Origin of the sequence: Streptomyces sp. NPDC021224, assembly GCF_044332905.1 — a bacterium.
Taxonomy (GTDB): domain Bacteria; phylum Actinomycetota; class Actinomycetes; order Streptomycetales; family Streptomycetaceae; genus Actinacidiphila.
The window spans coordinates 58,397-75,216 of the sequence record NZ_JBIRPW010000003.1; the positions used below are offsets into that span (position 1 = coordinate 58,397).

At 72.7% G+C, this 16,820-nt stretch carries 13 protein-coding genes; 9 read left to right on the forward strand and 4 right to left on the reverse strand.

Annotated features, from left to right (window positions below; translation table 11 throughout):
• Positions 1 to 53 precede the first annotated feature (53 nt).
• Entirely contained in the window at positions 54 to 833 is a 780-nt protein-coding gene (gene lexA, locus ACH4PY_RS08920; RefSeq protein ID WP_031513036.1) for a transcriptional repressor LexA, read from the reverse strand.
• Positions 834 to 1,417: 584 nt separating this feature from the next.
• Between lexA and nrdR the strand changes: the two genes are divergently transcribed.
• The 7 genes from nrdR to ACH4PY_RS08955 all read left to right on the forward strand — a co-directional run bounded on the left by nrdR (position 1,418) and on the right by ACH4PY_RS08955 (position 8,955).
• Positions 1,418 to 1,930, forward strand: a complete 513-nt coding sequence (gene nrdR, locus ACH4PY_RS08925) for a transcriptional regulator NrdR (protein WP_398177767.1) — start codon at positions 1,418 to 1,420, stop codon at positions 1,928 to 1,930.
• A 121-nt stretch (positions 1,931 to 2,051) separates the two neighbouring features.
• The gene (locus tag ACH4PY_RS08930; protein ID WP_398177770.1) at positions 2,052 to 4,934 is read left to right on the forward strand and encodes a vitamin B12-dependent ribonucleotide reductase; all 2,883 of its coding nucleotides are present in this window, start codon (positions 2,052 to 2,054) and stop codon (positions 4,932 to 4,934) included.
• 159 nt (positions 4,935 to 5,093) lie between these two features.
• Positions 5,094 to 5,708 carry a YdbC family protein gene (locus ACH4PY_RS08935; protein WP_398177773.1) on the forward strand — a complete coding sequence of 205 codons (615 nt, stop codon included), beginning with the start codon at positions 5,094 to 5,096 and terminating at the stop codon, positions 5,706 to 5,708.
• Positions 5,709 to 5,777: 69 nt separating this feature from the next.
• A complete protein-coding gene (locus ACH4PY_RS08940) occupies positions 5,778 to 6,440 on the forward strand; it encodes a histidine phosphatase family protein (RefSeq protein WP_398177775.1) in 663 nt (220 codons plus the stop codon).
• Positions 6,441 to 6,576: 136 nt separating this feature from the next.
• A complete protein-coding gene (locus ACH4PY_RS08945) occupies positions 6,577 to 7,482 on the forward strand; it encodes an ADP-ribosylglycohydrolase family protein (protein WP_398177778.1) in 906 nt (301 codons plus the stop codon).
• A gap of 48 nt (positions 7,483 to 7,530) precedes the next feature.
• Positions 7,531 to 8,223, forward strand: coding sequence for a ribonuclease HII (locus ACH4PY_RS08950; protein WP_398177781.1), 693 nt, complete (start codon positions 7,531 to 7,533; stop codon positions 8,221 to 8,223).
• Between the two features lie 54 nt (positions 8,224 to 8,277).
• Entirely contained in the window at positions 8,278 to 8,955 is a 678-nt protein-coding gene (locus ACH4PY_RS08955; protein ID WP_398177784.1) for a hypothetical protein, read from the forward strand.
• Between the two features lie 33 nt (positions 8,956 to 8,988).
• Here the strand turns inward: ACH4PY_RS08955 and ACH4PY_RS08960 are convergent, their stop codons facing one another.
• Both ACH4PY_RS08960 and ACH4PY_RS08965 read right to left on the reverse strand, forming a co-directional pair.
• A complete protein-coding gene (locus ACH4PY_RS08960; RefSeq protein WP_398177787.1) occupies positions 8,989 to 9,582 on the reverse strand; it encodes a hypothetical protein in 594 nt (197 codons plus the stop codon).
• A 194-nt stretch (positions 9,583 to 9,776) separates the two neighbouring features.
• On the reverse strand, positions 9,777 to 11,978 hold the full coding sequence (locus ACH4PY_RS08965) for a DEAD/DEAH box helicase (RefSeq protein ID WP_398177789.1): 2,202 nt from the start codon (positions 11,976 to 11,978) through the stop codon (positions 9,777 to 9,779).
• Positions 11,979 to 12,112: 134 nt separating this feature from the next.
• Here ACH4PY_RS08965 and ACH4PY_RS08970 point away from each other — a divergent pair, with 134 nt between their 5' ends.
• Complete coding sequence (locus ACH4PY_RS08970) at positions 12,113 to 13,369, forward strand: DUF4192 domain-containing protein (protein WP_398177792.1); 1,257 nt, start codon at positions 12,113 to 12,115, stop codon at positions 13,367 to 13,369.
• On the opposite strand, the gene ACH4PY_RS08975 is transcribed toward ACH4PY_RS08970, so the two are convergent.
• Entirely contained in the window at positions 13,281 to 14,591 is a 1,311-nt protein-coding gene (locus ACH4PY_RS08975) for an alpha/beta fold hydrolase (protein ID WP_398177795.1), read from the reverse strand. The genes ACH4PY_RS08970 and ACH4PY_RS08975 overlap by 89 nt on opposite strands.
• Positions 14,592 to 14,870: 279 nt before the next feature.
• On the opposite strand from ACH4PY_RS08975, the gene ACH4PY_RS08980 reads away from it, so the two are divergent.
• Positions 14,871 to 16,787, forward strand: a complete 1,917-nt coding sequence (locus tag ACH4PY_RS08980) for a glycogen debranching N-terminal domain-containing protein (protein ID WP_398177798.1) — start codon at positions 14,871 to 14,873, stop codon at positions 16,785 to 16,787.
• The last annotated feature ends 33 nt before the right edge of the window (positions 16,788 to 16,820 follow it).

Genomic DNA, 16,820 nt, shown 5'->3' on the forward strand with positions numbered 1-16,820 from the left:
TCCGGCCCCGGAACCGCCGTACGGTTTCCGGGGCGCGCGGCGGACCCGTGGCGTCAGACCCGGCGCAGCACCGCCACGACCTTGCCCAGGATGGTGGCCTCGTCACCGGGGATGGGCTGGTAGGCGGCGTTGTGCGGCAGCAGCCAGACGTGGCCGTTGTCCCGCTTGAATCGCTTGACCGTGGCCTCGCCGTCGAGCATGGCCGCCACGATGTCGCCGTTCTCGGCGACGGGCTGGCGGCGCACGGTGACCCAGTCGCCGTCGCAGATGGCCGCCTCGATCATGGAGTCGCCGACCACCTTGAGCACGAACAGCTCACCGTCGCCCACGAGCTGGCGGGGCAGCGGGAAGACGTCCTCCACCGACTCCTCGGCGAGGATCGGCCCGCCTGCCGCGATCCGGCCGACGAGCGGGACGTAGGAGGCCGACGGCTTGCCCGAGGTGTCGGTGGGCTGCGGGTGTCCGGCGTCGGAGGCGCGTACTTCGTACGCCCTGGGCCGGTGCGGGTCGCGCCGCAGGAAGCCCTTCCGCTCCAGCGCCATCAGCTGGTGGGCGACCGAGGAGGTGCTGGACAGGCCTACGGCCTGGCCGATTTCCCGCATGGACGGCGGGTATCCGCGGCGCTGGACCGAATCCCTGATGACGTCGATGACCCTGCGCTGGCGTTCGGTGAGACCGGAGCTGTCGGCGCGAATACCCGGGGGCCGTCCGGGGAGCGATCGCGCGGGCTTCGGGCTGTTCTCTTCGTTCATCACGTCCAACGGGCCGATTCGATCCGGGGAGCGGTCATGCGCGGTCAATGTCGCTGTGGCGCTCTCTGCGGCGGTGGTCACGGCGGCCCCTTTCGAGATGTTCTCCCACCGCGTGAAGTGCGGGAGGCCCGCTTCCCAGCCGCGGGCAGTTAGTACAACGGTAGTGGGTTTCGAAAGGTTGCGCCAAACACACGTTCGAGTGAATTTGCATAAATCCGCTGACGTGATCAAGGTACCGGGTGTAATGATCGAAGGGAAGTTCGATTCCCGAAGGGGCGCGCGAGTGCTCGGCTGCTTCCCCTGGGCCCGCTCGCCGCGCCGCCGATACCGGTCCGTCCGCCGTCCGTGTGCGGTGCGGTGACGCTCGGGCGGCGCCGCTTTCCAGTGTGTCACCACCTTCCCCGTGCTGCCCCGGTATGCGCACGACGGCCGCCCCCGCCGTGTGCGGCGCGACACGCGCTAAAGGGAGGGGTCAGATGCGCCGGACCAACATCTAGTGGTTGGATAGGGTTCCACCACCACCGGTTGTGGTCCGGTCGACGGCCCCCAGAGGTCAACGCCCGGTGAATCGCCTATGCTTGGGGCTGCTCCACGGGGTCGTACGACGCTGCGGAAGCCTCGTCGTCGTGCGCGCTCACCATGGAGCGAGGGAGGGAGTAGGAACGATGCACTGCCCCTTCTGCCGGCACTCCGACAGCCGTGTCGTCGACAGCCGCACCACGGACGACGGATCGTCGATCCGCCGGCGCCGCCAGTGTCCGGACTGCGGCCGCCGCTTCACCACGGTGGAGACGGCGTCACTGATGGTGATCAAGCGCAGCGGTGTCACCGAGCCCTTCAGTCGCAGCAAGGTCATCGCCGGCGTGCGCAAGGCCTGCCAGGGCCGCCCCGTCACCGAGGACGCCCTCGCCCAGCTCGGGCAGCGTGTCGAGGAGGCGGTCAGGGCCACCGGCAGCGCGGAGCTGTCGACCCACGACGTGGGACTGGCCATACTCGGTCCGCTCCAGGACCTCGACCTCGTCGCATATCTGCGGTTCGCCTCGGTCTACCGCGCCTTCGACTCGCTCGAGGACTTCGAGAGGGCCATCACGGAGCTGCGCGAGCAGCTGCCACCCACCACTCCTGGCGGACTCGACGAGGACCTCGGCGTCCCCGCGCCCGCTTCCGCCGCCGACTGAGCGGCGCGCAGGACACAGCAGTACCCGCCGGAGCGCCGTGTGCGCCGAGGTCATCGACATCACCGTGCCGCGGGGAAGATCCGGGCACATCAGGGCGTTTTTGCCCGTATAGGGAGGCGGCATGACAGAGACGACGAGCGGCCCGGCACGCGGTTCCCGCACCAAGGGGTCCAAAGCAGGCAAGGGGCTGCGCATGGAGCGCATCCACACCACACCCGGCGTGCATCCGTACGACGAGGTGGAGTGGGAGCACCGTGACGTCGTCATGACCAACTGGCGCGACGGTTCGATCAACTTCGAGCAGCGTGGTGTCGAATTCCCCGGCTTCTGGTCGGTGAACGCGGTCAACATCGTCACCAGCAAGTACTTCCGTGGCGCGGTGGGCAGCCCGCAGCGCGAGAAGAGCCTGCGCCAGCTGATCGACCGTGTCGTGCTCACCTACCGCAAGGCCGGTGAGCAGCACGGTTACTTCGCCTCCCCCGAGGACGCGGAGATCTTCGAGCACGAGCTGAGCTACGCGCTCCTGCACCAGGTCTTCAGCTTCAACTCGCCGGTCTGGTTCAACGTGGGCACCGCCCAGCCCCAGCAGGTCTCCGCCTGCTTCATCCTGTCCGTCGACGACTCCATGGAGTCGATTCTCGACTGGTACAAGGAAGAAGGAATGATCTTCAAGGGCGGTTCCGGCGCGGGCCTGAACCTGTCCCGTATCCGCTCCTCCAAGGAACTGCTGTCCTCCGGCGGGAACGCCTCGGGCCCGGTCTCCTTCATGCGCGGCGCCGACGCGTCGGCCGGCACGATCAAGTCGGGCGGTGCCACCCGCCGCGCCGCCAAGATGGTCGTACTGGACGTCGACCACCCGGACGTCGAGGCCTTCATCGAGACCAAGGTGAAGGAGGAGGAGAAGATCCGCGCCCTGCGCGACGCGGGCTTCGACATGGACCTGGGCGGCGACGACATCACGTCCGTCCAGTACCAGAACGCCAACAACTCCGTCCGGGTGAACGACGAGTTCATGAAGGCCTACGAGGCGGGATCGGCCTTCGGCCTGCGCGCGCGGATGACCGGCGAGGTCATCGAGCAGGTCGACGCGCGGTCGCTCTTCCGCAAGCTCGCCGAGGCCGCCTGGGCGTGTGCCGACCCCGGCATCCAGTACGACGACACGATCAACCAGTGGCACACCTCGCCGGAGACCGGGCGCATCACCGCGTCCAACCCGTGCAGCGAGTACATGCACCTGGACAACTCCAGCTGCAACCTGGCGTCGCTGAATCTGCTGAAGTTCCTGCGGGACGACGGCCGGGGCAGCCAGTCCTTCGACGTCGAGCGCTTCGCCAAGGTCGTCGAGCTGGTCATCACCGCGATGGACATCTCGATCTGCTTCGCCGACTTCCCGACGGAGAAGATCGGCGAGACCACCCGCGCGTTCCGCCAGCTCGGCATCGGCTACGCCAACCTCGGCGCCCTGCTGATGGCGACCGGCCACGCGTACGACTCCGACGGCGGGCGCGCGCTGGCCGGCGCCATCACCTCGCTGATGACCGGTACGTCCTACAAGCGGTCCGCGGAGCTGGCCGCGGTCGTCGGCCCGTACGACGGCTACGCCCGCAACGCCGACGCCCACAAGCGCGTCATGAAGCAGCACTCCGACGCCAACGGCGCCGCCCGCCGGGTGGACGACCTGGACACCCCGGTGTGGGCCGCGGCGACCGAGGCATGGCAGGACGTCGTGCGCCTCGGTGAGAAGAACGGCTTCCGCAACGCCCAGGCGTCGGTGCTCGCGCCGACCGGCACCATCGGCCTGATGATGGACTGTGACACCACCGGCGTCGAGCCGGACCTGGCGCTGGTGAAGTTCAAGAAGCTCGTCGGCGGCGGCTCGATGCAGATCGTGAACAACACCGTCCCGACCGCGCTGCGCCGCCTCGGCTACCAGTCCGAGCAGATCGAGGCGATCGTCGCCCACATCTCCGAGCACGGCAACGTCGTGGACGCGCCCGGTCTCAAGCAGGAGCACTACGAGGTCTTCGACTGCGCCATGGGCGAGCGGGCGATCTCGGCGATGGGCCACGTGCGGATGATGGCCGCCGCGCAGCCCTTCCTGTCCGGCGCGATCTCCAAGACCGTGAACCTGCCGGAGACGGCCACCGTCGAGGAGGTCGAGGAGGTCTACTACGAGGGTTGGAAGCTCGGCCTGAAGGCGCTCGCGATCTACCGCGACAACTGCAAGGTCGGCCAGCCCCTGTCGGCGAAGAAGAAGGACGAGGCGAAGGCCGAGACGCCCGTCTCCGCGCCCGCGGCGACCGAGAAGGTCGTGGAGTACCGCCCGGTGCGCAAGCGGCTTCCCAAGGGCCGTCCGGGCATCACGACGTCCTTCACCGTGGGCGGCGCCGAGGGCTACATGACGGCGAACTCCTACCCGGACGACGGCCTCGGCGAGGTCTTCCTGAAGATGTCCAAGCAGGGTTCGACCCTCGCGGGCATGATGGACGCCTTCTCCATCGCGGTGTCCGTGGGCATGCAGTACGGCGTGCCGCTGGAGACGTACGTCTCGAAGTTCACCAACATGCGCTTCGAGCCGGCCGGCCTCACGGACGACCCGGACGTGCGGATGGCGCAGTCGATCGTCGACTACATCTTCCGCCGCCTCGCGCTGGACTTCCTGCCCTTCGAGACCCGTTCCGCGCTCGGCATCCACTCCGCTTCCGAGCGGCAGCGGCACCTGGACACCGGCTCGTACGAGGCGGCCGAGGACGACGACGTGGACGTCGAGGGCCTGGCCCAGTCCGCGCCGCGGCAGATCGAGCCCCGTGCGCCGCTGAGCGTCGCCAAGCCGGCCGAGGCCGCGCCGGCGCCCAAGGAGGCGCACAACTCGACCGAACTGCTGGAGATCCAGCTCGGCCTCAACGCCGACGCCCCGCTGTGCTTCTCCTGCGGTACGAAGATGCGCCGCGCGGGCAGCTGCTACCTGTGCGAGGGCTGCGGCTCGACGAGCGGCTGCAGCTGATCCGGCGGATCGCACGATCGGCTGAACCGCCGACCGGCGGGTTTCGCGTGTGACAGGGGTGGGGAAACGGCCCGGAGCCGTGTCCCCACCCCTGCTCGCGTCCGGACGGGTACGGCCGAGCGGGACGAATCAGCGGCCGCGCGCCACTACGATGGCGCGGTGTTGGTGAAGTGGATACGCTGCGGCGTCCTCGACCGGGACGGTTTCGACCGGGGTCAGCGCGGATGGGCGGCGCTCAGGAACCGCCCGGGATTCCACGGGCAGGGCGGCGGCTGGAGCCGCTCGCAGCCCGGGGTGGCCCATCTCTTCGCCTTCTGGGACGGGCAGCGCTCCTACGACGCCTTCATGGCCGGTCCGCACGAGGAGATGGCGTCCGCGCAGGCGGGCACGTACGAGATGCTCGCGGCGCGGACCTTCGACCACCGGCTGGAAGTCAAGGTCGGGTTCGAGCCACGCTTCTCCGACGCCGACCTGCTCCGGGTGGCGCTGTGCAAGGTGCGCCCGGACCGGGTGGCCCACTTCGTCCAGATGCAGGAGCGGGTCTGGAACCCCGCCATGGCGGGGTCTCCCGGGATGCTGCGCGGTGTCTTCGCCGAGGGGGCGGACGGCGACTTCCTGACGCTCTCGGCGTGGGATTCGGCGACCGAGCACGGGAAATACCGCGAGGGCGCGGTGGCCCGGCTGTCCCAGCGGGCCGACCTGGACGCCGACGTGCTGTCCGTGGCGGGCGACGTCGTCGACGTGGTGCCGCAGTGGACCGTCACGTCGGCCTGACCGCGCCACGCGCGCCCGTCACCGGGTCCCGGCACGCCGGAGGCCGGATCGCACCATAGGGTGATCGGTATGGGACGTCCTCGCCGTATCGTGCTCATCCGGCATGGTGAGTCCCAGGGCAACTACGACGACACCATCTACGAACGGGTGCCGGACCACGCCCTGGAGCTGACCGAGAAGGGCCTGCGCCAGGCCACCGAGGCCGGGGCGCGGCTGCGGGAGCTGTTCGGCGACGAGCGAGTCCAGGCCTTCGTGTCCCCCTACCGCCGTACGTGGCACACCTACCGCGCCCTCGGCCTGGACCCGCGGCTCACCCAGGCGAGGGAGGAACCGCGGCTGCGCGAGCAGGACTGGGGCAACTGGCAGGACATCGAGGACATCCACCGGCAGCGCAAGGCGCGCGACGCCTACGGGCACTTCTTCTACCGCTTCGCGATGGGGGAGAGCGGCGCGGACGTCCACGACCGCGTCGGAGCCTTCCTCGAAACCCTCTACCGCGCCTTCGACAAGGACGACTTCCCTCCGAACGTCCTGCTCGTCACCCACGGGCTGACCATGCGGCTCTTCTGCATGCGCTGGTTCCACTGGACGGTCCAGGACTTCGAGGCCCTGTCCAACCCGGACAATGCCGAGACGCGGATGCTGGTCCTCGGGGCGTCCGGCAGCTACAGCCTGGACCGGCCCTTCGAGCGCTGGTGCACCCCGGAGCAGCCGGGCGGCGGCGACATCTGAGCGCGGTGTCTGAGCGCGGTGCCGCGGTTCGCGGACCTGCCGCGGCCGTGCGGGGCCGGAGAAATCCGTGAGGCGGGTGAGTTTCGGCACAAGGAGATTGACCCGGAACAGGTGCGATGTCAGAGTTTTCGACGTCATGACGGCTCACACCTCCTTCTCCGCGCGGGCCGCCCGCGCGCTCGGCAGCCTGCGCGGCCTGGCCGTGGGCGACGCCCTCGGCTCGCAGTTCTTCGTCCCCGCCCACTACTCCGCGCTGCAGAACGGCGAACTTCCGCCCGGAACGTGGCAGTGGACCGACGACACCGAGATGGCCTGCTCGGTCGTCGCTGTCCTCCTCGCCCACGGGCGGATCGACCAGGACGCCCTCGCGGCCTCCTTCGCCGAGCACCACGACTTCGACCGCGGCTACGGCCCTGCCGTGGGGCGCATGCTGCGACTCATCCGGCAGGAGGGCGCCGACTGGCGCGAGCTGGCCGCCGCCCTCTTCAACGGCCAGGGGTCGTGGGGGAACGGCGCCGCGATGCGGATCCCGCCGCTCGGCGCCTGGTACGCGGGCGACCCCGTCCAGGCCACCCACCAGGCCGAGATCTCCGCCTACACCACGCACCAGCACCGCGAGGCGGTGGCCGGCGCGATGGCCGTCGCCGCGGCAGCCGCCCTCGCCGCGGACCCGGAGGGTCCGCCGGACCCCGCCGACCTGCTCGGCGCCGTCGTCGAGCTGGTGCCGCGCAGCGCCGTCCAGGCCGGTGTCCGGCGGGCCGGCGACATGCTGGACTACGCGGACGTCGGCACCGTCGCGGCCGTGCTCGGCTGCGGACGGCGGACCAGCGCCCACGACACCGTGCCCTTCGCCCTGTGGGCCGCCGCCCGCCATCTCGGCGACTACCGGCAGGCGTTCTGGACCACCGCCAAGGCGGGCGGCGACGTGGACACCACGTGCGCCATCGTCGGCGGCATCGTCGCCGCGTCCCCCGGAGGCGAACCCCCGGCCCTGTGGACCGAGCGGACCGAAGCCCTGCCCGACTGGGCCACGGTGTCCTGAACACCCCGTGGAAGCGCCGCGCGGACGGCGAGTAGGCTGGTCCCCGCCATGGTCCAGCCACCACCCACCCACACCGTCGAACGCTCGATGCGCGCCACGCTCGGCGTGAAGACCGTCGCAGGCATCGACGAGGTGGGCCGTGGCGCCTGGGCCGGACCGGTCACCGTGTGCGCGTCCGTCACGGGCCTGCGGCGCCCGCCCGAGGGCCTCACCGACTCCAAACTCATCACACCCCTGCGCCGCACCCGGCTGGCCGCCGTGCTCACCGGCTGGGTGACGTCGTACGCGCTCGGCCAGGCCTCCTGCGAGGAGATCGACGAGCTGGGGATGACCGCCGCCCTGCGGCTGGCCGCGCTGCGCGCCCTGGACGGGCTTCCCGAGCCGCCCGAGGCCGTGATCCTCGACGGCAAGCACAACTACCTCGGCAACGGCGGGCCGTGGCGGGTCCGTACGGTGATCAAGGGCGACCAGTCGTGCGTGGCGGTCGCGGCCGCGTCGGTGATCGCCAAGGTGCACCGTGACCGACAGATGGCCGAACTCGGCGCGGATTACTCGCCGTTCGCCTTCGCCGACAACGCCGGTTATCCGTCGCCGGTCCACCGCTCAGCACTCGAGGAGTGGGGACCGACGCCGCTGCACCGGCTCACGTGGTCCTACCTGGACACGCTGCCGCGCTGGCAGCACCTGAAGAAGGTCCGCGCCACGGAAGACGCAGGGGAACAACTCGGTTTCGATTTCTGATCCGGCACCCACCCCCCGCTGCGCATTCGGTGCGCGTTTGATAGACATCAACTCATGCCTCTCACCCCCGAGGAGCCTCAGATTCACGAGAGCGTCCCGGGTCCCCGCACTGCTCCGACCAGCGGCCGGAGTGCGTCGACCCCCCGTCCTGTCCCTCGCCCGCCCCGGCCCGCCGCGCCGCGCCCCGGCCCGCCGAGGGCAGTCCCCGCCGCCGTCGGTGCCGCCTCCGCTTCCGCCGGTGGCACCCAGCACGGCCCCGTCGGCACCGCGGCCCCCGCGGCTGCGAACCAGCCGGCTGCGCCCGTCACCCCCGCCGTCTCCGACCCGGGCGGCCCCGCCTCCGGCGCCGCCCAGATCCAGCTCATCCCCGCGCCCGAGCAAGGAGCGCTCGACGCGGCCGAGGAGACCGTCGACCTCCTCCTCGACACCGGGCGCGCACCCGGCGAGATCCTGGTGCTCACCACCGGCGAGCAGCACCCGTGGGCGTCCCACGAGCTGAGCTTCGGCGAGGCCTCCTACTGGGCCCAGCACGACGCCGCCGACGACGTGTTCTACGCCGACATCTCGGCCCCGCGCGCCGTCGGCCGGCCCGTCGTGGTCGTGGCGCTCAACGGCGGCAGCGACGAGACGCTGCCGCAGGCCCTGTCCGGTGCGCTGTCCCGGGCCGGGGTTCTGCTGATCGTGTGCGGGGACCCCACCCGTATCAACAGCCTTCTGGGCGCGAGCGCCTGAGCGCCCGGGCCGGCGGTCCGCCTGCCCGGGTGCTCAGCGCACCGACGCAGGGCGCAGCGCGTTCGCCATGGCCTCGGCCGGTTCCGTCCGGTGCGGTTCCGGGCGGCTGTGCGGCCAGGAGGCGGCGTTGGGCGTGCGCCCGGCGCGGTTCTCCCCGATGACGTTCCAGCCGTCGCGGGTGAGCGTCACGTACGAGCCGCAGCGCAGCCCGTGCAGGGTGCACGCGTCCCGCAGTCCCCACATCCAGGCACCGTCCTCGGAGGTCCAGCCGGGAATCCCGTCCCGGCTGACCATCAGGACCGCCGTGCGCACCGGGTTGCGCAGCCGCAGGTCGTGCGGGATGACCCGGCGGAGGTGGGACAGCAGGGCGTTGCGGCGCTCCCAGCCGTCGACGACGCCGGTGCGGTAGCCGAAGGAGGCGCTGGCCCGGATCCGGCCGTCCGGGTCGTAGGCCGCGACCACCGCGGTGGGCGGGGCCGGGAGGTGCCGCGCGTACAGGTCCTTGACGACCTCACGGGGGCTGGCCAGCAGGGGAACGTCCATGTCGGCCCACTCGGCGGGCTCCAGCGTGCGGGCGACGAAGGACGCGGCGGCGGAGGACGTCTCCGGAACGAACCCGATGGTCACGGTCCTCCCTTCGCGGATACACCCGTGGACCGGCCGCGGGCGTGCGCCGGTCAGGGGGCTCGGAGAGCCGTTCGGGGATCCGCGTCCAATTCTTCCCCGCGTACTGCCTTGCGGCAACGGGCAATTGCCGTCGCGGACCGGAATGAGCCCGTCCGTCTGATAGATCCCGTGGCCTGTACAGCCGGTGGGATCCGTCAGCCCTGAACCGCCAGGACCAGCGGAAACACCGTGGTCGCGCCGGCCCGGCGAAGCAGCCGGGCGGTGACGGCGAGTGTCCAGCCGGTGTCCGCCATGTCGTCGACGAGCAGCACCGGACCCCCCGCCGTCTTCACGGCTTCAATCAACTCCGGCGGCAGGACGAACGCTGCGTGCAGTGCCCGTACGCGCTGGGCGCTGTTGCTGCGCGGCACCGAACCGGGGTCGGCGTCGGGGGCGTACTCGACCCGGCCGAGCAGCGGCATCCGTCCGACCTCGGCAATAGCGGCGCCGAGGCTGTCCACCAGGGTGCCGTGGCGCCGCGAGGCGACGGTGACGACGCCCGCCGGGCGCTCGGGAGCCCCCGTTTCACCACTCGCCCAACCGCCGGGGCCGCGCGCCCAGTCCGACAGGACCTGCACCACCGCGTCCACCGCGTCGGCGGGGACGGGGCGGTCGGGGGCACCCTCCGTGAACAGCGGCCGCAGCCGGTTGCCCCAGCCGATGTCCGACAGCCTTCCCAGCGCCCGGCCGGTGGCCGCCTGCTCGCCCGCCGGGATGCGGCCCTTGAACGGGACACCGACGGCTTCGAGACCGGTCGGCCACATCTTGCGCGGCTCCAGCTCCGTCCCGGGGCGGCCGAGGGCCTGCCGCGCCAGCGCCAGGGACTTGTCGGAGACCTCGGCGGGGAAGCGCGCCCCCGCGCAGTTGTCGCAGCGCCCGCACGGGGCGGCCAGGTCGTCGTCCAGCTGGCGGCGCAGGAACTCCATCCGGCACTGCGTGGTGCCCGCGTACTCCCGCATCGCCTGCTGTTCCGCGGCGCGCTGGCGCGCGACCCAGGCGTACCGCTCCGTGTCGTACGCCCAGGGCGCGCCCGTCGCCGTCCAGCCGCCTCGCACGCGGCGGACCGCTCCGTCGACGTCCAGTACCTTGAGCATGATCTCCAGCCGGGAACGGCGCAGGTCGACCCGGCTCTCCAGCGCGGGCAGCGACAGCGGGCGGTCCGCCGCCGCGAACTCCGCCAGGGTGCGGCGCACCTGCTCCTCGGGCGGGAAGGCGAGGGAGGCGAAGTAGCGCCAGATCGACTCGTCCTCGCGGCCGGGCAGGAGCAGGACCTCCGCGTGGTCCACCCCACGGCCCGCGCGGCCGACCTGCTGGTAGTAGGCGATCGGCGAGGACGGCGAGCCGACGTGCACCACGAAGCCGAGGTCCGGTTTGTCGAAGCCCATGCCGAGGGCCGACGTGGCCACCAGCGCCTTGACGCGGTTGGCGAGCAGATCCGCCTCCGCCTCCTGCCGTTCGGCGTTCTCGGTGCGGCCCGAGTAGGAGGCCACGGCGAATCCGCGCTGACGCAGGAAGGCGGTGATCTCCTCGGCCGCCGCCACGGTCAGCGTGTAGATGATCCCCGAGCCCGGTAGCGTGTCGAGGTGGTCGGCGAGCCAGGCCAGCCGGTGGGCGGCGTCCGGGAGGGTGAGCACGCCGAGCGACAGGCTCTCCCGCTCCAGCGAGCCGCGCAGCACGAGAGTGCCGCCGGTGTCGGTGTCGGTGTCCTGCGTCGTGCCCGTGCCCATGCCTGTGCCGAGCTGCTCGGCCACGTCGGCGGTGACCCGGGCGTTCGCCGTGGCGGTCGTCGCCAGCACGGGGACGTCCGGCTTGAGCTCGGCCAGCATCGTGCGCAGCCGCCGGTAGTCGGGGCGGAAGTCGTGGCCCCAGTCGGAGATGCAGTGCGCCTCGTCCACCACGAGCAGCCCGGTGGTGGCAGTGAGCCGGGGCAGCACCTGGTCCCGGAAATCCGGGTTGTTCAGCCGTTCGGGGCTGACGAGCAGCACGTCCACCGCTCCGGCGGCGACCTCGGCCTCGATCCCGTCCCATTCCTCGGCGTTGGACGAGTTGATGGTGCGGGCGGTGATCCCCGCGCGGGCGGCGGCCTCCACCTGGTTGCGCATGAGCGCCAGCAGCGGGGAGACGATCACCGTGGGGCCCGCGCCCCGCTCGCGCAGCAGCGCGGTGGCCACGAAGTACACCGCCGACTTCCCCCAGCCCGTGCGCTGCACCACCAGCGTTCTGCGCGCGTGCGCGACGAGGGCCTCGACCGCGCGCCACTGGTCTTCGCGCAGCCGGGCGGCACCCGGCTCGGCCCCGACGAGGCGGCTCAGGACGTTGTCGGCGGCGGCGCGCAGTCCGCTGGTGGTTTCCGTCATGGCTCCATGCAACAGGACTGGACCGACAGAGCGCCAACTCCGCCGGGCCGCCTGTGGACAACTCGCGTCCGGAGTTTTCCACAGCCGTTCGGGCGATCTGGTGCGGGACGTGAGCGGTACGGCAAGCTCGAATCATGACACAGAGCAACGAAGTGCGACACGGAGAGTCATCATCGGTCGACGGCATCAAGGTCGTCCTGAGCGGGCCGGGGGAGCTGGCCGACGCGCTGCCCTTCCTCATGGGGTACCACCCGACGGACTCCATCGTCCTGCTGGCCCTGCACGGGGAAGAGGGACGCTTCGGCGGGCGGGTGCGGATCGCCCTGCCCCGCACACCGCAGGATTTCGCGGAGTGGCCGGAGGTCGCCAGGCACCTGGCCGACTGCCTGGTGGACGGCAGCCTGCGGCGCGCCGGGCGGCCGGCCGCGATCGTCGCCTTCCTCTGCCAGGATCCGCGCGAGGGCGAGCGCCCGTCGGAGGTGAAGGAGCGGCTGCGGCCGGTGGCCCAGCAACTGCGGGTCTCCTGCGGGGCGCTGGACGTGCCGGTGGTCGAGGCGATGTGCCTTTCCGCCGGACGCTGGTGGTCCTACTGCCGGCCGGGGCCGGACGCAGATCCGGGAGCCGTGGACGAAGGGGCGCCCCTCGCCCGACCCGGCACGTCAGCCATCGCCGCGGCCGCCGCCTACGCCGGTATCCCGATGCCGGCCTCGCTGCGGGACCTGGAGGCCCGGCTCAGGCCGAGCGAACACCGGGCCGCCTCCCACGAGGCCGCGCTCGACCAGGCCTGCGCCGAACTCGTGCCGCGCATGCTCGACAGGGCCGCGGGCCGGTCCGTCGCCGACCGCACGGTCGAACTGGCCCGCGCCGCTCTCGACGCCTTCGCCGAGGCGCCCCCGATCGCCGACAGCGCGGCGGCCGACACCAGGGACGACGCACTGCTCGCCGACGGCCAGGCCGCGGAGATGATCCTCGGGCTCCAGGACCGGGAGGCGCGCGACCGCGTCGTGGAATGGGCCGACCCCCAGCGGGCGGGCGCGGCGCTCAGGCTCTGGCGCGCACTGGCCCGCCGCTGCCCCGGGCCGTACGCGGAGCACGCCGCGGTGCTGCTCGCCCTGACCGGGTGGGTGGCCTGGTGCTCGGGGGACGAGGCGGAGGCCCGGGTGGCGCTGTGCACGGCACTGGAGCTGGAGCCGCACTGCTCCTTCGCCCTTCTGCTCCAGCACGCCGTCAGCCAGGGACTCGACCCCGAAGTGGTGCGCCGGGCGCTGCGCGGCACCCGGCGCCGCAGGGTCGTGGAAGCGGCTACCGCTCGCCGCGGACCATCCGGACCAGCCGGTCGAGGACCCGGCCGTCGCTCACCCGGAGACCGTCGTGCTCGTATTCGTCGGTGATCCAGGTACGCAGCCCCCGGATCGACCGGGCGGTCGCCAGCGAGTCCACGGTGTCGACGTACATGTCGTCGTGGTAGACGGCCGCGACGACCGGCACGTCGTTGTGCGCGAGCCGCGCCGGGTCGTACAGGTCGGGCCACTGGCCGCGCTGCGCCAGCAGTTCCGCCGTCTCGCGCAGTGGTGCGAGCGCCGGGTCGGTCTCGAACATCCACGGGTGGATCGTCTCGCCGGAGAAGAGCACCGGCGCGTCGTTCTTCAACGCTGCCTCGGCGTCGAACTCGGGGAACTCGGCCCTGACGCGCTCGGCCGCCCACCGCGTTCCCTCCGGGGAGACCGAGTGCTGCCCGTAGCTCGGCTCGTGGAGCAGCGCGTACAGAGGGGCGCCCGCGAAGGAGAGATGGCCCTGGGCCTGGGCGAGGAAGGAGTCGGAGAGGACGGGCCCCGCGGGTCCGGTGACGAAGGCGTCCTCGATCAAGTAGTGCAGCGTGTGCGAGCCGCTCCCGGAGCCGAGCATCAGCCCGAGCGCCTGGAAGGCGTGCGGGGTGAGCAGCCCGCCGTCCGGGAGCGCCACGGAGTGCTCGTGCAGATGGCGGACGATGTCCCCGACCCTGGCGACGTCCTCGGGATAACGCGCGTAATGGGCGGCGTTCTTGCTCCTGATGCGCGGGTAGGCGGCGCGGTAGACGTCGTCGGCCGTCACCCGCAGGCCCGGCAGCCCACCGGTGATCAGCACCTCGCGCAGCGCCTCGGGCGCGAAGGAGAGGTAGGTGACGGCGCAGAAGCCGCCGAAGCTCTGGCCGAGCACGCTCCACCGGCCGTCGTCACCGAGGAGGTGGCGGCGCAGGATCTCGCAGTCCCTGACGATGGAGTCGGCCCGGAAATGGGCCAGATAGTCCGCCTGGGCCGCGGCATCCCCGCGCAGCGGCAGAGTCTGGCGGTTGGCGGGCGTCGAGCGGCCGGTCCCGCGCTGGTCGAGCAGCAGCACCCGGTAGTCGTCGAGCGCCCGCGAGAGCCAGCCGTCCCGGCCCAGCGGCCGCGGGCTGCGGTTGCCCGGTCCGCCCTGCAGGAAGACCAGCCAGGGCAGCCGCTCCGGGTTCTTCCCGGCCGCCACCACTTCCCGGGCGAAGACCTCGATCTGCTCGCCGCCCGGCTCGGCATGGTCGAGCGGTACGGGAAGGACATGGTCGCTGACGACGATGCCGGGCTGGCGGAGGACGGGCATGCTGCCTCGTTTCTGCGGTCGGGAGCGGGAGCGGCGAAGCATACGCGGCGCCTTTCGTCCAGGAACGCTATGCGGCCCGTGACCTGGCCGGTCGGCGCACCGTTCACCAGGCGTGCAGCACTCACCGCAGCAGCCGAAGCAGCATCCGGGAGCGGACGGGGCAACCGCCGCGCGGCGGCGCCCCGCGCGGACCGGCGGGCATCGGTGAGCGCACCGCCGCGCCCGGCACCGCCCCGGGCCGGGCGCCGGACGGCGGCCGTCCATGACACGCTGGTCTGCGTGGCCGCCCCGGCCCTGGCCGTGTCGGACCGCGACGGCCAGTTGCGGGGCGACGGGGTCGCCGGCCTCTACCGCGACGGACGGCGGCTGCTCGCCCGGTGCCTGCTCACGGTGGCGGGCGCGGAACCGGTCGCGGTGCAGGCCGTGATGCTGGCCGCCGACCGGGCCCGCTTCGTCGCGGTCGCGGGAAGCGGCGCCGGCCACGGGCCCGACCCCGCCGTGACGGTCGAGCGTGTGCGATCCGCCGGGGGAGAGGAGCGGATCACGGTCGCGAACACCGGCACCCGGGCCGTACGGCTGCCGGTCGAGATCCTCCTCGGCACCGACCTCGCGCCGCTCGCCGCCGTGGCGGCGGGACGAACGGGGCGCGGGGTGTCCTGCACCGTCAGCGGAGCGGGGCTGCGCTGGACGGACGGTGAGCGCGCGGTGCTGACGACGGCCCGCCCCGCACCGGACGAGGTGTTCGCGGCGGCGGGCGCGCTGGTGTGGCGGCTCGAACTGCCGGCCGGGGAGGCGCGGACGATCGAGCTGCGGACCGGACCCGTCCCGATGCCGGGGGCGGCCGGCCGCACACCGCCCCCGGCACGTCCCCCGGTCCTCTGGCCCACCGCCGGGCTGGAGGCGGACGACGCGCGGGCGGGCGCCCTGCTGCGCACGTCTCTCGACGACCTGCAGAACCTGCTGCTGCGGGACCCTGCCCACCCCGCGGACCTGCACCTCGCGGCCGGAGCACCCTGGCGGCTCGCGGGGACGCCCTCCGACGCGCTGTGGGCGGCACGGATGCTGCTCCCCTTCGGCACCAGGCTCGCAGCCGGCACGCTGCGCACGCTCGCGCGGGCCCAGGATCCGCGGGGCGGGGGCATCGCCGGACCATCGCGCGACGGCGGGCCCGGACTGCCGCCGCTGTCCTGTGCGGCGGAGGCCGTACCGCTGTTCGTCACCGTGCTGGCGGAAGCCTGGCGGTGGGGGTTGCCGTCCCGGGAGGTGGAGGCCCTGCTCCCGGCGGCCGAGCGCTGCCTGGCCTGGCTGGAGCGGAGCGTGTCGGCGGCCGGGGCCGGCGGGCTGGTCGCCGATCCCGTGCCCGGCGGTCCGCTGCGGGCCGAGGTCCAGGCGTACGCGCACCGGGCCGCTCTGCACGGCGCCGACCTGCTGGAGGCCTTCGGAAGACCGGGCGGAGACAGATGGCGGGAGTGGGCGGCGCGGTTGCGGACGGAGTTCCGGCGGCGGTTCCGGGCGGCGGAGTTCGCGGGCGGCCGCTTCGCGGTGGCGTGCACGGCGGAGGGCGGAGTGCTGGACGTGCCTTCCTCGGCGCTGGCGCACCTGCTGGACACGGGGCTGGGCCCAGGCGGTTCCGCGGCGCCCGGACTGCTGGACGCGGAGGCCACCGCCCGGCTCGCACGGGTGCTGGCCGGGCCCGGCCTGGACAGCGGCTGGGGGCTGCGCACGCTGGCGGCGGGGGCCCCCGGGTTCAGCCCGTTCGGACACCGCGGCGGCGCCGTGCGCGTGCACGAGACCGCCGTCGCCGTGGCCGGGCTGGCGGCCGCCGGATACGAGGACGCGGCGGCCGCGCTGCTCACCGGGGTGCTCGACGCGGCCGCGGCGTTCGGGATGCGGCTGCCCGAGATGTACGCCGGGGAGCAGCGCGCGGGCGGCCGGGCGCCGTGCCCGCACCCCATGGCGTGCAGACCCGCGGCGCTCGCGGCGGGCGGCGCGGTGCACCTGCTGGCCGCGCTGGCGGGCGTACGGCCCGATGTGCCGGGGGGCTCCGTCGCGCTGCGGCCGCTGGCCCGCACGCCCGCCGGTGCGGTCAGGGTGAGCGGGATGCAGGTCGCCGGGGCGCCCTTCGCGGTGCGGATCGGCAGGCAGGGGACGGCGATGGTCGAGGAGGCGGCGCCAGGGCTGCGACTCGGTGCGTGACGGGGCCGACGCGGCTCAGGACGTGATCGCGCA

What these genes read in the sequence shown, in the direction of transcription:
- ACH4PY_RS08940 (WP_398177775.1), top strand. Translation starts at nt 5,778, where the DNA reads ATGGGACGTCCTCGCCGTATCGTGCTCATCCGGCATGGTGAGTCCCAG.
- nrdR (WP_398177767.1), top strand. Translation starts at nt 1,418, where the DNA reads ATGCACTGCCCCTTCTGCCGGCACTCCGACAGCCGTGTCGTCGACAGC.
- ACH4PY_RS08955 (WP_398177784.1), top strand. Translation starts at nt 8,278, where the DNA reads ATGCCTCTCACCCCCGAGGAGCCTCAGATTCACGAGAGCGTCCCGGGT.
- ACH4PY_RS08950 (WP_398177781.1), top strand. Translation starts at nt 7,531, where the DNA reads ATGGTCCAGCCACCACCCACCCACACCGTCGAACGCTCGATGCGCGCC.
- ACH4PY_RS08975 (WP_398177795.1), bottom strand. Translation starts at nt 14,591, where the DNA reads ATGCCCGTCCTCCGCCAGCCCGGCATCGTCGTCAGCGACCATGTCCTT.
- ACH4PY_RS08930 (WP_398177770.1), top strand. Translation starts at nt 2,052, where the DNA reads ATGACAGAGACGACGAGCGGCCCGGCACGCGGTTCCCGCACCAAGGGG.
- ACH4PY_RS08965 (WP_398177789.1), bottom strand. Translation starts at nt 11,978, where the DNA reads ATGACGGAAACCACCAGCGGACTGCGCGCCGCCGCCGACAACGTCCTG.
- ACH4PY_RS08945 (WP_398177778.1), top strand. Translation starts at nt 6,577, where the DNA reads ATGACGGCTCACACCTCCTTCTCCGCGCGGGCCGCCCGCGCGCTCGGC.
- ACH4PY_RS08970 (WP_398177792.1), top strand. Translation starts at nt 12,113, where the DNA reads ATGACACAGAGCAACGAAGTGCGACACGGAGAGTCATCATCGGTCGAC.